The sequence below is a fragment of the Nocardioides scoriae genome (assembly GCF_900104965.1).
Taxonomy (GTDB): domain Bacteria; phylum Actinomycetota; class Actinomycetes; order Propionibacteriales; family Nocardioidaceae; genus Marmoricola; species Marmoricola scoriae.
Genome location: NZ_LT629757.1, coordinates 3,115,020 through 3,128,298, shown reverse-complemented (window position 1 = coordinate 3,128,298; position 13,279 = coordinate 3,115,020). Strand labels below are relative to the sequence as shown.

Below are 13,279 nucleotides of genomic sequence, written 5' to 3'. Positions count from 1 at the left end.
GGGGCAGCATCATGGCACGCCTCCTGCGACCCGGTGCCTAGAGTGCTGCCCATGACGAGCGCCCTCCCCGAGATCACCCGGCCCGAGTCCGGCGACGTCGTGGAGCTGATCCTCGACGACCACCGGACCTTCGAGGCGCTGCTGCGCGAGCTGCGCAACGACCAGAACGACCGCGACCTGCTGCGGGGGCGGCTGGCGGAGCTGCTGGTGGCGCACGGGGAGGCCGAGGAGAGCGACGTCTACCCGCAGCTGCGGCGCACGGACGCCATCGACGAGCACGAGGCGGAGCACGGCGAGGAGGAGCACCGCGAGATCTACGAGGCGCTGCTCCGGCTGCTCGAGGCCACCGACCTCTACACCAAGGAGGCCGGCCACGACCTCCACGAGCTCAGCGAGACGCTGCTGCACCACCTCGACGAGGAGGAGCGCGACATCCTCAACCCGGCGCGCAGCGACGTCGCCGAGGCCGACCGGGCCCGGCTCGGTGCGGCGTGGGCCGCCCGCCGCAACGAGCTGCTGGCCCGGGGCTGCGGAAGCCTGGAGCAGGTGCGCGCGTTGCTCGACGCGTGAGCTCCCTCCTCGCCGACACCCGACCGCTGCGCAACCCGCACTTCCGGCGGCTGTGGCTGGCCAACATCGTCACGGTCGTCGGGGCGCAGCTGACCGTCGTGGCGGTGCCGGCGCAGATCTACCAGATGACCGGCTCGTCGGCGTACGTCGGCCTCACCGGGGTGTTCGGCCTGGTCCCCCTGGTCGTGTTCGGCCTGTGGGGCGGCGCGCTGGCCGACGTCATCGACCGCCGCACCCTGCTCGTCTGCACCACGATCGGCCTCATCGCCACCAGCGTGCTGTTCTGGCTGCAGGCCTGGAGCGGGGTCGGCAGCGTGTGGCTGCTGCTGGGGCTGTTCTCGGTGCAGCAGGCGTTCTTCGCGGTCAACCAGCCCACCCGCAGCGCCGTGCTGCCGCGGCTGCTGCCGATGTCGCTGCTGCCGGCGGCCAACTCGCTCAACATGACGGTGATGCAGGCCGGCGCCATCGGCGGGCCGCTCATCGCCGGTGCGCTGATCCCGGTGTTCGGGTTCTCCTGGCTCTACCTGCTCGACACCCTCACCCTCGTGCCCACGCTGGGGGCCGTGCTGCTGCTGCCCGCGCTGCCGATCGAGGGCGTCACGGGCAGCCTCGGCCTGAGCGCGGTGGTCGACGGGCTGGCCTACCTCAAGGGCCAGCCGGTGCTGCTGATGTCGTTCCTCGTCGACCTGATCGCCATGGTCTTCGGGATGCCGCGGGCGCTGTTCCCCGAGATCGCCCACCTCGACTTCGGCGGCCCCGAGGGCGGCGGGCTCGCCTTCGCGCTGCTCTTCGCCGGCATCCCGATCGGCGCCGTGCTCGGCGGCGTCTTCTCCGGCTGGGTCTCGCGCGTCGAGCGCCAGGGGGTGGCCGTGCTGGCGTCGGTCACCGTGTGGGGCCTGGCCATGGTCGGCTTCGGCGGCGCGGTCGCGCTGGCCGACAGCTGGCGCTGGCCGATGCTGGTGGTGGCCGTGCTGATGCTCGTGGTCGGCGGTGCGGCCGACATGGCCTCGGCCGCCTTCCGCACCAGCATGCTCCAGAGTGCGGCGTCCGACGCCGTGCGCGGACGGCTGCAGGGCGTCTTCACGGTCGTGGTGGTCGGCGGGCCCCGGATCGCGGACGTGGCCCACGGCGCGGCGGCGGTCGGCATCGGGGCGGCGGCCGCCGCCTCGGGCGGCGGCGTGCTCGTGCTGGTCGGCACCGTGCTGGCCGCGGTCGCCTTCCCGGCGTTCGTGCGCTACCGCGTGGTGGCGGCGGTCCAGGACCGCGACGCCCGACCGGCGTAGGGCCCGGCCGGGCTCAGAACCCCCCGAGCCGACCCAGCTTCTTCAGCGGCCGCGGACGCCCGTCGGGGTCGTGGACGGTCAGGTAGGGCAGCGTCGAGGCCAGCTTCTCGAGCCGGTTGAGCTCGGGGGCGCGCAGCCGTCGCAGCCGCCCCGGCGGGCGCGGGCCGACGCGGCCGCCGGCGTGCCAGGCGTCGAGCCGCTCCGCCGCACCGACGTACGCCGCGAAGAAGCCGGCCGGGTCCACGCAGTCGGCCATGGCCTCGAGCAGCGCGTCGGGGTCGGCCGGGTCGAGGCCGCCCTCGACGGTGCGGTCGAGGTGCTCGGCCGCCAGCCGCAGCCGGAGCCGGCGCGCGTAGGGGCTGTGGTCGGCGGCGGAGGGGTCGACCACGACGGCGGACAGCTCCGAGTCGTGGGTCCACGAGCGGCGGTTGAAGTTGTCCGAGCCGACGGTGGCCCACACGTCGTCCATCACGCACACCTTGGCGTGCACGTAGACGGGCGTGCCCTGGTGGTTCTCGATCCCGAAGATCGCGACCCGGCCCGGCGCCGCCTCGGTGATCTCGCGCATGGCGCGGGCGCGGCCGAGCATCTGCGGCACCCGGTTGAGGAAGGCCGCCTGGTCGGTGTGGATCGGGACGACCGCCACGACGTGGAGGTCCTTGTTGCGGTGCAGCGCCTCGACGAAGACCTCGCCGACCTGGTTGCCCCACAGGTACTGGTCCTCGATGTAGACGACCCTGCGCGCCCGCGAGAGCGCCTTGCTGTAGCCGCGGGCGACGCTGCGCTCGCCGCCCTGCGCGAAGGGGTAGTCGCGGCCGTGGCGCAGGTTGGGGTAGGTCCGCAGCAGCTGGACGTGCTGGGTCCCGCCCTCGACGGGCGGGGGCGGCGGGGTCTGCTCGGGCAGCGCGTCGGGCGTCATGTCGAGGCGGAGCAGCTTGTCCTGCGCCCAGTAGAAGGGGTGGCGGGTCAGCGGCGTGGGGTCCTCCCAGCGCTCGCGGAACACCGTCTCGACGTCGTGCACGGCCGGGCCGGAGATGGCGGCCTGGACGTCGTGCCAGGCCGGGGTGGGGCCGTACTCCGGCGCCAGGTCGAGGGCCTGCGGGTCGCCCTGGTGGTGGCCGTCGTCGCGGCGCGAGTGGCACAGGTCGATGCCGCCGACGTACGCCACGTCGCGCTCGGGCCGGTCGCGGTAGCGGATGACGACGAGCTTCTGGTGGTGCGAGCCCCCGCTGCGCACCCGCATGTCGAGCAGCGCCTCGGCGCCGCGCGCCTGCAGCTGCCGGCCGAGCAGGCGGTTCTCCTCGGCGTTGAAGTTCATCTTCTCCATGTGGGAGCGCCAGATCAGCCCGCGCACGTCGACCCCGCGCTCGTCGGCGCGGGCCAGCACCTCGACGACCTCGCTGCCGGGCTCGCCGGTCAGCCGCTCGTCGGCGTCGCCCTGCCAGTCGGTGAACAGCACCAGGTCGCCGCGGCGGGTCTCCTCGAGGCGCTCGTGGAGCTCGGCGAAGTACGTCGCCCCGTGCACCAGCGGGCGCACCAGGTTGCCCTCCGACCACGCGACCTGGCCGGGGTGGACGTCGTCGAGACGGGTCTGCGGGTTGCCTCGCTCGGCCTGCGTCAGCAGCCAGTCGGTGTGGTGCACGTCGCCACTGTGCCACCCCGGGGCATCGCCCGGCGCGCGGCCGGCCACGCCCCTAGACTGCGCCGGTGACCACCGCCCGCACCGTCCCGGTGACCACGGAGATGGACGGCGAGGAGCTCGACGCCGAGGACGCCTGGCACACCGTGCGCCGCGTCGGGGTCCGGCGGCTCGCGGTCGACTCGTTCGTCCGGTTCCGCTACGGCGACGGCTTCTCCAGCTCGCGGGCCCTGGCCCTGCAGGGGGCGCTGGCGGTGGTGCCGTTCCTGCTCGCCCTCACCGGCCTCGCCGCCGACATCGACGAGGAGAAGCCGGCCCGGGTGCTGGCCGCCGTCATCGACGCGATCTCGCCCGGCAGCGGCAACGGCGACGCGATGGTCTCGGCCGTCAGCGGCAGCCGCACCAGCGAGCAGGCCGGCGAGGTGGCGCTGTGGTTCGGCCTGGTCTTCGCGCTGTTCTCGATGACGACCGCGATGGCGCAGGTCGAGCGCGGCACCAACCGGATCTACGGCATCAAGCGCGACCGCCCGGCCAGGTACAAGTACGGCCGCGCCGCGGTCATGACCGCCCTGCTCGCCGGCCCGGTGGGCCTGGGCTTCCTGCTGCTCGTGGCCGGCAGCGCCTTCGCCGACGCCATGGCGCGCGAGTACGGCTGGGGCGACACCCTGACCGACACCTTCGACTGGGTCCGCTGGCCGCTGGGCATCGCGCTGCTCGTGCTCACCATCGCGGTGGTGCTCGACCACGCCCCGCGGCGGCGCCAGCCCGGGCTCTCGTGGCTCGCCCTCGGCTCCGGCATCGCCGTGGTGCTCAACCTGCTCACCACCGCCGCGCTGGCGCTCTACGTCGAGCTGAGCCCGTCGTTCGGCGACATCTACGGCCCCCTGGCCGGGGTGTTCGCGCTGCTGCTGTGGTCGCTGCTCTCGGCGATGGGCCTCTTCTACGGCACGGCGGTGTGCGCGCAGCTCGAGGCGGTGCGGGCCGGCCACCCCGACCCGGCGTACGACGACCCGGGCCGGCCGCACGGGGTCGTCGTCGACTGAGCGCCCGAAGGCCAGCGGCGGGGCTCAGCCCCGGCGCAGCAGGCTGAGCGGCAGCACCACCCACGCCAGCAGGTAGAGGGCCAGCACGACCGCGCCGGCCACCAGGCCCGCGACGTCGCCCACCACGACGCCGAAGATCAGCACCACCACGGTGACCAGGGTCAGGCCCATGGTGGTGAGGCCGGCCTTGGCGTACCACCCGCCGGCCCGCACCAGCGTGTCCTTCTCGTGGTGGCCGAACAGGAAGCGGTGCAGCGCGGCCGGCGCCGTCATCAGGCCCACGGTCGCCACCGCGAGCGAGAACGCGACCAGGTAGATCGACCGGTGCCACGACGAGATGTCGGCGAACTGCGCGGTGAAGGGCAGCGTCAGCAGGAAGCCCGCCAGCACCTGCACGCCGGTCTGCGCCACCCGCAGCTCCTGGACCAGCTCGATCCAGTTGCGGTCGTAGCGCTCGGCCTCGGACTCGGAGCGCTCGACCTCCACCCGCCCAACCTAGGGCGGCGGGGCTCAGCCGTCGAGGCCGGTCGTGGCGCGCACCCAGTCCCACATCCGGTCGCGCTCGGCGTCCGGCGTGCGGGTGCGGCGCAGCAGGTGCGTGGGCCGCGCCCGCCGGTCGTGCCACAGCTGGCCCGAGCGCGGCGCCGGCTGGACGGCCGAGAGCCACACCGTGGTGTCGGCGCCCTCGGCCGGGTCGCGCAGCAGCCGCCCGACCACGCGGTGGAAGCCGGGCAGGGACTCGACCACGCCGGGGGTGTCGGCCCAGCCGGGGTGGCTCGCGTGCACGCCGACCTGCTGGCCCGCCCAGCGCGAGGCCAGCAGCGGCAGCAGCTCGACCTGCGCGCGCTTGGACCGGGCGTACGCCGTGGTGCCGGAGTAGTCGCCGCAGCGGTACGCCGGGTCGTCGGCGCGCAGGCCCTGGGCGTACATCCCGCCCGAGGTCACCAGCACCACCCGGGCGTCGTGGCCGGCGAGCCGCTCGCGCAGCAGCTCGGTCATCAGCACCGGTCCGAGCACGTGCACCGCCATCGTCAGCTCGTGGCCCTGCGGCGACTCGGTGCGCTCGGCCGGCAGCGCGCCGGCGTTGTGGACCAGGACGTCGAGGCGGTCCACGTCGAGCTCGGCCGCGAAGCGGCGCACGTCGTCGAGGTCGGCCACGTCGCAGCGGTCGACGGCGACGTCGGTGCCGGGCACGTCCGCGAGCAGCTGCGCGCGCACCCGCTCGCCCTTCTCGACGTCGCGCACCACCAGCCGGACCCGCGCCCCCAACCGGGCCATGCCCTCCGCGGCGGTCAGGCCGAGCCCGGAGGTGGCGCCGGTGACGGCGACCGTGCGCCCGGCGAGCGCCCCGGGGGCCGGGTCGTCGGGCCAGGTCGGCAGCCGCCGGCGCACGGCCGGGCCGACCCGGGTGAAGCCGGGGGCGACGGTGCGGTCGAGCAGGGTGTCGACGCCGCGGGCGAGGACGTGGGGAAGCGGGGTCATGCGCGTCACCGTAGTCAGCGGCCCCCACCGGGGTCCCGGCGTCGCCACGTCCGCTTGGTGGCGAGCGTCACCATGACCGCATGGAGCCCACCGCGACCGCCACCCGGCCCCTCCCCTCCGACCGCGTGCGCCAGGTCGGCGTCACCCTGGCCGAGGTGTTCTGCGTCCTCGGCACCCTCGTGGGCGTGGGCGTGCTCGGCACCCGGGTCGCGGAGTCCTCGGGCGGTGCGCTCTCCTCCGAGGCCACGCTGCTCGCCCCGGCCGGCCCGGCGTTCTCGATCTGGTCGGTGGTGTACGCCGGTCTCGCGGCGTACACCGTCTGGCAGTGGCTGCCCGGCCGCGCGAGCGACCCGCGTGCCCGCTCGGTCGGATGGCTGGCCGCCGCCTCGATGGTGCTCAACGCGGCCTGGTTGCTGGTCACCCAGCAGGGCTGGATCTGGGTCAGCGTCGGCGTCATCGTGGCGCTCGTGGCCACGCTCGGCGTGCTGGTGCGCCGCCTCAGCGGCCGTCCTGCCGGCGGGACCGTGGAGCGGGTCGTGGTCGACGGCACCTTCGGCCTCTACCTCGGCTGGGTGTGCGTCGCGGTGTGCGCCAACGTCACGGCGGCCCTGGTCGCCAGCGGGGTCGAGCCCTCCCGGCTGGTCGCCGAGGTCGCCGCCGTCCTCGTGCTGGCCGTCGTCGCCGCGCTCGGCGTCGTGCTCGCCGGCCGCCTCGGCGCCCGCTGGTCGGTCGCGGCCGCCAGCGCCTGGGGCCTGGTCTGGATCGCCGTCGGCCGCACCCAGGCCTCGCCCGCGTCGACCCCGACCGCGGTGGCGGCAGTGGCCGCCGCCGTGGTCACGGTCGGCGCCGCCCTCCTCCTCCGCCGAGCGGGCGGTCCCGGCACGCGCTAGCCCGCCGACCGGGCGATCGTCGTACGCCCCACGACACCGACCGGGCGATCGTCGTACGCCGCACGACGCCGACCGGGCGATCGTCGTACGCCGCGCGTGCGGCAATCGCCCGCTCGGCGCGCCACAGCGTGCTGCAATCGCCCGATCGGCGTCTCCCGGCGGGCCGCAATCGCCCGCTCGGCGTCTCGCGGCGGGCTGCCATCGCCCGCTCGGCGGCGGCTCAGGGCGCGCTGCTGCCGCGCCGCTCCTCCTGCTCGACGAGCTCGGGCAGGTCCTTGAGGCGGCCGAGGCCGTTGACGGCGCGCGCCATCCGCTGGTTGGCACCGAGCTCCTCGCGGTGGCGGTCGAGGAACCACCAGTAGCCGGCGGTGAAGGGGCAGGCGTCGTCCCCGACGCGCACCGTCGGCTTCAGCTCGCAGGACCCGCAGTGGTCCGACATCTTGTTGAGGTAGGCGCCGCCCGAGGTGTAGGGCTTGGTGGCCAGCACCCCGCCGTCGGCGTGCTGCGACATCCCGACCACGTTGGGCACCATCACCCAGTCGTAGCCGTCGACGAAGGCGCGGTGGAACCAGTCGGTCAGCTCCTGCGGCGACCAGCCGCGCTGCAGGCCGTAGCTGCCGAGCACCATCAGCCGCGGGATGTGGTGCACCCAGCCGCGCTCGGCGACGCCGTCGAGGGTGTGCGAGAGGCAGCGCGCCCGGGTCGCCGACCCGTCGAGCTCGGCGAACCAGTCGGGCAGCTCGCGGCGGTGCTGCAGGGCGTTGCCACGGCGGTAGTCGGGCCCGAGGTGCCAGTAGAGGTGCCAGATGTAGTCGCGCCAGCCCATCACCTGGCGGACGAAGCCCTCGACCGACGCGAGCGGGACGTCACCCGAGCGGTAGACCTCCTCGGCCCGTCGTACGACGTCGAGCGGGTCGAGCAGGCCGAGGTTCATGGGCGCGGACAGCATCGAGTGCGACATCCAGGGGTCGCCCTCGAGGATGGCGTCCTCGTGGGCGCCGAAGGTCGCGAGCCGGTGGGCCAGGAAGTGGTCGAGCACGGCCTCGGCCTCGGCCCGGGTGGCGGCGAACAGCCGGGGCCCGTCCTGGCCGAGGAAGGACACGTCGCCGTCGGCCTCCCAGCGGTCGAGGTCGGCGCGCACCTCCGCGTCGATCTCGTCCTCCTCGGGCCACGGCGGCGGGTCGACCCCGAGGGTGGTGGCTCCCTTCGGCGGGGGCTCGCGGTTCTCGTGGTCGAGGTTCCACCGGCCGCCCTCCGGGTCGGGGGACGAGCCCTCGAGCAGCACGCCGTGGCGGCGCCGGGCGTCGCGGTAGAAGTCCTCCATCAGCAGCCGCTTGCCGCCGCGCCCCTCGGCCCAGTGGGCGAAGTCGGCCTGGCTGGTGACGAAGCCGCGGGCAGCCAGCCGCTCGATGTCACGGGGCCGGTCGGGGTCCGCGACGAGCCGGTCGACCAGGTCGCGGGCGGCGTACGACGTGGGCGCGACCACCTGCAGGTCGCGGGTGCGCCGACCCAGCCCGCCGACGTAGGTGTCGGACTGCACGTAGCGGACGCGGTCCCCGAGCTCGACCGCGCGGTGGCGCATCGCCGAGAGCACCAGGTGGGCCTTGGCGCGGTGGTAGCGCTTGCGGGCGAAGACCCGGCGCGACTCGATCAGGAGGAAGTCGCCGTCGTGGTCGTCGGCGAAGTGCGGTCCGAGCTGGTCGCCGAACAACCAGCGGGTGGTCTGCCCGGCCACGGTGCCCGGCCCTGCTCAGAGCCGGCCGAGGTGGGTGCGCAGGCCGGCCTCGGCCTCGTCGCCGAGCTTCTTCAGCGCCGGGCGCAGCAGCGGCGCGACGTACCTGGCCACACCGCTGAACTCGAAGTCGGCGGTGTAGGTGACCGTCGACCCGCTGCCGTGCGGGGCGATCTCCATGGTGTCGAGGGCCGTCACGGTCTTGTTGCGGCCGCGCAGCTGCACCACGCGGTCGGGCTCGTGGCGCAGCACCTCGTAGGTCAGGTCGGTCTCGCGGCCGAGGAACCTCGAGGTGTTGGCGTACGTCGTGCCGACGCCGCCGTCGCCGGAGACCCGGTGGGTGCGCACGGTGCCGGGGTCCCACTCCTCGGTGTGGGTGAAGTCGGCCAGGTAGGCGAAGACCCGCTCGGGCGGTGCGTCGGTCTGCACGGTGCGTCGCAGCTGCATGCGCCGAGCCTACGAGCCGGACCGCGAGGCCCGGCGCTGGGCGGAGCGGCGCTCGCGGCGCAGCAGCTCCTGCGGCGAGAGCTGGCGCTTGCTCCGGCGCCGGTCGGGGGTGGACTCCAGCTCCCACTCGACGGCCCTGGTGAGGGCGTCGTGCACGTTGCGCAGGTTCATCACCAGGCCGGCGTACTCGCGCCACTCGTCGGCCGAGAGCCGCGCGTCGGCGAACTCGTGGGTGATCTCCTCGAGGTCGTCGCACAGCCCCTTGAGGGTCTCGAGGTCCTGGTCCTGCACCGCGTCGGCCGTGCTCAGCGCGATCGCCCGCCACCGCTCGCGGAAGGCGGGGTCCCAGTCGGTGCGGTCCTCGGCGCTGCTGGCCACGTTGCGGGCCATGCTGAGCGAGTCGGCCACGCCCTGCTCGAGCTGGTGGAGCACCTTCTTCAGCTCGCGGGTGCCGGTGGGCTGGGAGCGGCGGGGGTTCATCCGGCCGCTCTCCTTGGCCTGCCACAGCAGCCGCCAGGCCTCGTCGATGTGGACGTCGACGCGCCGGATGTCGCGGACCCAGGCCTTGGTCTCCCGGGGGTCGAGGTCCTCGCCCAGCCCCTCGGCCGTCTTGCGCAGCACCTCGGCGAGCTCACCGGGGAGCTGCTCGGTGTGCGACCACGCCGCCCGGTCGCGCAGCGGCGGCCAGACCAGCAGGTTGACCGCGAGGCCGACGCCGACGCCGACCGCGGTGTCGATCAGCCGGCTGGCCAGCAGGTCGGGCTGGGCGATCGAGCCGGTGGCCAGCGTCACCAGGCCGGTGGTGGCGATGGTGCTGGCCTCCTCCTTGACCCAGCGCAGCTGGCCGATGAGGTAGCCCACGAGGATGAGCAGGCCCAGCGCCCAGGGGCCCGAGCCGAGCAGGGTGCCGAGCGCGAAGGCGAGGAAGACCGCGAAGAAGGTGGCCGCCACCTGCTGGGTGCCGCGCGTGACCGCCTTGTAGATCGTCGAGTGGACCACCAGCACGGCCGCCCACGGCGCCAGGAACGCCTGGTCGAGGTGGGCCAGGTCGGTCGCCACCCACCACGCGAGGCCGCCGGCCAGGGCGGTCTTGACGGTCTGCACCAGGTCGACGACCCGCACCGGGTCGAGGTGCGCCAGCCGCGAGCGCAGCCGGCCGAGCACGCCGCCCCCGGAGTCGGCCCGCGCCTGCCCGCGGGCGCGGGCGCCCGCCATCGGTCCTGCCGGGTCCGTGGACCCCGCCGCGCCGGTCGACGCGGCCCCTGCCTCGTGCTGCTTCACCGCACCGTCGTACCCCGATCGCCCCCCGGGCACCAAGCGGGCACCGCACCGGGCACCTCACCGGGCACCTCACCGGGCACCCCACCTGGCACCCCTGCCTGCCCGGTCGGGGAGGTCCCGGGTGGCCGGGTGGCGGGCCCGGGCACCGGCGTACGCACGGTTTGTGGGTCCTCGTCTGTGCGGTGCGTCACCCCCGGTCCTAGCGTCGCTGGGGTCAGCCCACCGAGCGGCCCACCGACCGTCGCTCGGACGCCAACCAGGAGGCATCCATGCAGGTAGACGAGCTGCTCAAGCCGTTCCCGATCAAGGAGTTCCACCCGTTCCCCAGGGCCTTGATGGGGCCGGGAGCCCACGAGCTGATCGGCCCGGAGGCCCTCAAGCTGGGCTTCAGGAAGACCCTGGTGATGACCTCGGGCCTGCGCGGCACCGACATCGTGAACAAGATCGTGGAGTCGATGAAGTACCACGGCCTCGAGGTGGTGGTCTACGACAAGGTGGAGTCCAACCCCAAGGACTACAACGTCATGGACTCGGTGGCGCTCTACCAGGAGAACGCCTGCGACTCCTTCGTCTCGATCGGCGGCGGCTCCTCCCACGACGCCTGCAAGGGCGCCCGCGTCTCGGTCGCCCACGACGGCCGCAACGTCAACGAGTTCGAGGGCTTCAACATGTCCGAGAACCCGAAGAACCCGCCGCACATCGCGGTCTCGACCACGGCCGGCACCGGCTCGGAGACCTCCTGGGCCTACGTCATCACCGACACCACCACCGACCCCGACAACCCGCACAAGTACGTCGCCTTCGACGACGCCTCGGTGACCTCCCTGGCCATCGACGACCCGGTGCTCTACTTCGACTGCCCGGTCGACTACACCGCCCAGTGCGGGTTCGACGTGCTGGCCCACGCCTCGGAGCCGTACGTCTCGCGCCTGGACTTCCAGCCGTCGCTGGGCAACGCGCTGCACGCCATCAAGCTGACCAACCAGCACCTGCGGGCGGCCGTGTGGAACGGCCAGGACCTGGCCGGCCGCGAGGGCATGATGTACGCGCAGTACATCGCCGCCCAGGCCTTCAACTCCGGTGGCCTGGGCATCATCCACTCGATCTCGCACGCCGTGTCGGCCTTCTACGACACCCACCACGGCCTCAACAACGCGATCGCGCTGCCGCGGGTCTGGGCGTTCAACATGCCGGCGCAGTACAAGCGCTTCGCCGACATCGCCCGGGCGATGGACATCGACACCCACGGCATGACCGACGTCCAGGCCGCCGAGGCCGCGCTCGCCGCCTCGATCCGGCTGCTGCGCGACGTCGGCATCACCGAGAAGTTCACCGAGGTCACCAGCGACACCTACTCCAAGAACCGCCTCGGCACCGGCCCGACGAAGTTCTACGAGGACGCCAAGGTGATCAGCGGCGACGACGCCGACGTCGACCGGATCACGAACCACGTGCTGGGTGACGCCTGCACCCCCGGCAACGCCAAGGAGTGCACGTTCGAGACGGTCCGCCCCGTCGTGGACCACTGCATGAACGGCGACCTGGACGACCTCCTGCAGTAGGACGTCCCTCCCCTGCGCCGGTCGGGCGCGTCGAGACCCCCTCTCGACGCGCCCGGCCGGCGACCCGCCTCACCCGACGACGCGCAAAGGACACCCGTGGCCGACTCCGCCGCCCCCCGCCCCGCCGACTTCGACAGCGTCGCCCAGACCCTCGAGCGCTTCGCCGACGCGGGCTACTTCGCCGACGAGCGCCTCGCCACCACCGTGTTCCTGCAGACCCGGCTGGACAAGCCGGTGCTGCTCGAGGGCCCCGCGGGGGTGGGCAAGACCCAGCTGGCCACCAGCCTGGCGGCCGTGACGGGCCGACGGCTGCTGCGGCTGCAGTGCTACGAGGGGCAGGACGAGACCAAGGCGCTCTACGAGTGGGACTACGGCAAGCAGATGCTCTACACGCAGATCCTGCGCGAGAAGATCGGCCAGGTGGTCGAGGACGCCGCCGACCTGCACGAGGCGGTCGAGCGGATCGCCGCGCAGGACAGCGTGTTCTTCTCCGAGCGCTTCCTCGCGCCGCGCCCGCTGCTGGAGGCCATCGACTCCGACGAGCCGGTCGTGCTGCTCATCGACGAGGTCGACCGGGCCGACGAGGCCCTCGAGGCGGTGCTGCTGGAGCTGCTCTCGGAGTTCCAGATCTCCATCCCCGAGATCGGCACCGTCCGGGCCAAGCACCTGCCCTACGTCGTGCTGACCTCCAACAACACCCGCGACCTCTCCGCGGCGCTCAAGCGGCGCTGCCTGCACCTGTTCCTCGACTACCCCGACGCCGAGCGCGAGCTGGCCATCATCCGCAGCAAGGACACCGGTCTGGCCGAGTCGCTGGCCGTGCGTCTGGTCGAGATCGTGCGGGGCCTGCGCGAGCTGGAGCTGCGCAAGTCGCCCAGCATCTCCGAGACCGTCGACTGGGCCCGCACCCTCGCGGTGCTCGGCGTGGAGGAGCTGACGGCCGACGTGCTGTCCTCGACGCTCAACGTCGTGGTCAAGTACGAGCGCGACCTCGAGAAGGCCCGCCGCGCCATCCCGCTGCTGGTGGACCCCAACCGCACCGTCCCCGACAGCCGCGGCGGCCACGGCCACGGGCACGGCCACGGCCACGGGCACGACGCGGACCACTCCCACGACGAGCCGGAGGCGACCTCGTCGGCGGCGCCCGCCGCCCTGCTCGACGACGGCGACGTCGACGGGCGGGCCAAGCGGGCCGCGAAGGACCGGCCCGGACGTCACGACGGGGCGTACGGCGGGGTCGGCGGCAGCTCGGACGACTCGCGCTCGGCCGACGGCAAGAAGGTGAGCGCCAGCCAGGGCCAGCGCTCCTTCGCCGCCCGCGCCGCTCGCAAGCGACCGGTCTAGGGGCCG

General features: G+C 73.8%; 12 protein-coding genes. 6 read left to right on the top strand and 6 right to left on the bottom strand.

The annotated features are described in order from the left end of the window. Positions 1–51 precede the first annotated feature (51 nt). The gene (locus BLU55_RS14860; protein ID WP_091733989.1) at positions 52–570 is read left to right on the top strand and encodes a hemerythrin domain-containing protein; all 519 of its coding nucleotides are present in this window, start codon (positions 52–54) and stop codon (positions 568–570) included. Continuing rightward, positions 567–1,853, top strand: coding sequence for an MFS transporter (locus BLU55_RS14855; protein ID WP_091731229.1), 1,287 nt, complete (start codon positions 567–569; stop codon positions 1,851–1,853). Before BLU55_RS14860 ends, BLU55_RS14855 begins: the two co-directional genes overlap by 4 nt. Positions 1,854–1,866: 13 nt before the next feature. Here BLU55_RS14855 and BLU55_RS20060 read toward each other — a convergent pair whose 3' ends face one another. After that, positions 1,867–3,495, bottom strand: coding sequence for a phospholipase D family protein (locus BLU55_RS20060; RefSeq protein ID WP_091731226.1), 1,629 nt, complete (start codon positions 3,493–3,495; stop codon positions 1,867–1,869). Positions 3,496–3,560: 65 nt separating this feature from the next. On the opposite strand from BLU55_RS20060, the gene BLU55_RS14845 reads away from it, so the two are divergent. After that, on the top strand, positions 3,561–4,535 hold the full coding sequence (locus BLU55_RS14845) for a YihY/virulence factor BrkB family protein (protein ID WP_091731223.1): 975 nt from the start codon (positions 3,561–3,563) through the stop codon (positions 4,533–4,535). Between the two features lie 24 nt (positions 4,536–4,559). Here BLU55_RS14845 and BLU55_RS14840 read toward each other — a convergent pair whose 3' ends face one another. Then, the gene (locus tag BLU55_RS14840; RefSeq protein WP_091731220.1) at positions 4,560–5,021 is read right to left on the bottom strand and encodes a DUF6328 family protein; all 462 of its coding nucleotides are present in this window, start codon (positions 5,019–5,021) and stop codon (positions 4,560–4,562) included. Between the two features lie 24 nt (positions 5,022–5,045). Then, positions 5,046–6,017 carry an SDR family NAD(P)-dependent oxidoreductase gene (locus BLU55_RS14835; protein ID WP_091731216.1) on the bottom strand — a complete coding sequence of 324 codons (972 nt, stop codon included), beginning with the start codon at positions 6,015–6,017 and terminating at the stop codon, positions 5,046–5,048. 80 nt (positions 6,018–6,097) lie between these two features. Between BLU55_RS14835 and BLU55_RS14830 the strand changes: the two genes are divergently transcribed. Then, positions 6,098–6,907: a TspO/MBR family protein gene (locus BLU55_RS14830; RefSeq protein WP_091731213.1), complete on the top strand. Its 810-nt coding sequence runs from the start codon at positions 6,098–6,100 to the stop codon at positions 6,905–6,907. A 220-nt stretch (positions 6,908–7,127) separates the two neighbouring features. Here BLU55_RS14830 and BLU55_RS14825 read toward each other — a convergent pair whose 3' ends face one another. Genes BLU55_RS14825 through BLU55_RS14815 form a run of 3 tightly spaced genes read right to left on the bottom strand, consistent with a single transcriptional unit; the run spans position 7,128 to position 10,367 of the window. Further along, the gene (locus tag BLU55_RS14825) at positions 7,128–8,642 is read right to left on the bottom strand and encodes a cryptochrome/photolyase family protein (protein WP_091731211.1); all 1,515 of its coding nucleotides are present in this window, start codon (positions 8,640–8,642) and stop codon (positions 7,128–7,130) included. A gap of 15 nt (positions 8,643–8,657) precedes the next feature. Further along, positions 8,658–9,086 carry an SRPBCC family protein gene (locus tag BLU55_RS14820; protein ID WP_091731208.1) on the bottom strand — a complete coding sequence of 143 codons (429 nt, stop codon included), beginning with the start codon at positions 9,084–9,086 and terminating at the stop codon, positions 8,658–8,660. A 9-nt stretch (positions 9,087–9,095) separates the two neighbouring features. Continuing rightward, positions 9,096–10,367 (bottom strand): FUSC family protein, encoded by a 1,272-nt coding sequence (locus tag BLU55_RS14815; RefSeq protein WP_157682894.1) that lies wholly within the window; start codon positions 10,365–10,367, stop codon positions 9,096–9,098. Between the two features lie 269 nt (positions 10,368–10,636). Between BLU55_RS14815 and mdo the strand changes: the two genes are divergently transcribed. After that, on the top strand, positions 10,637–11,929 hold the full coding sequence (mdo, locus tag BLU55_RS14810) for an NDMA-dependent methanol dehydrogenase (protein WP_091731201.1): 1,293 nt from the start codon (positions 10,637–10,639) through the stop codon (positions 11,927–11,929). A 96-nt stretch (positions 11,930–12,025) separates the two neighbouring features. Continuing rightward, complete coding sequence (locus BLU55_RS14805; protein WP_091731198.1) at positions 12,026–13,273, top strand: AAA family ATPase; 1,248 nt, start codon at positions 12,026–12,028, stop codon at positions 13,271–13,273. Positions 13,274–13,279: the final 6 nt, after the last annotated feature.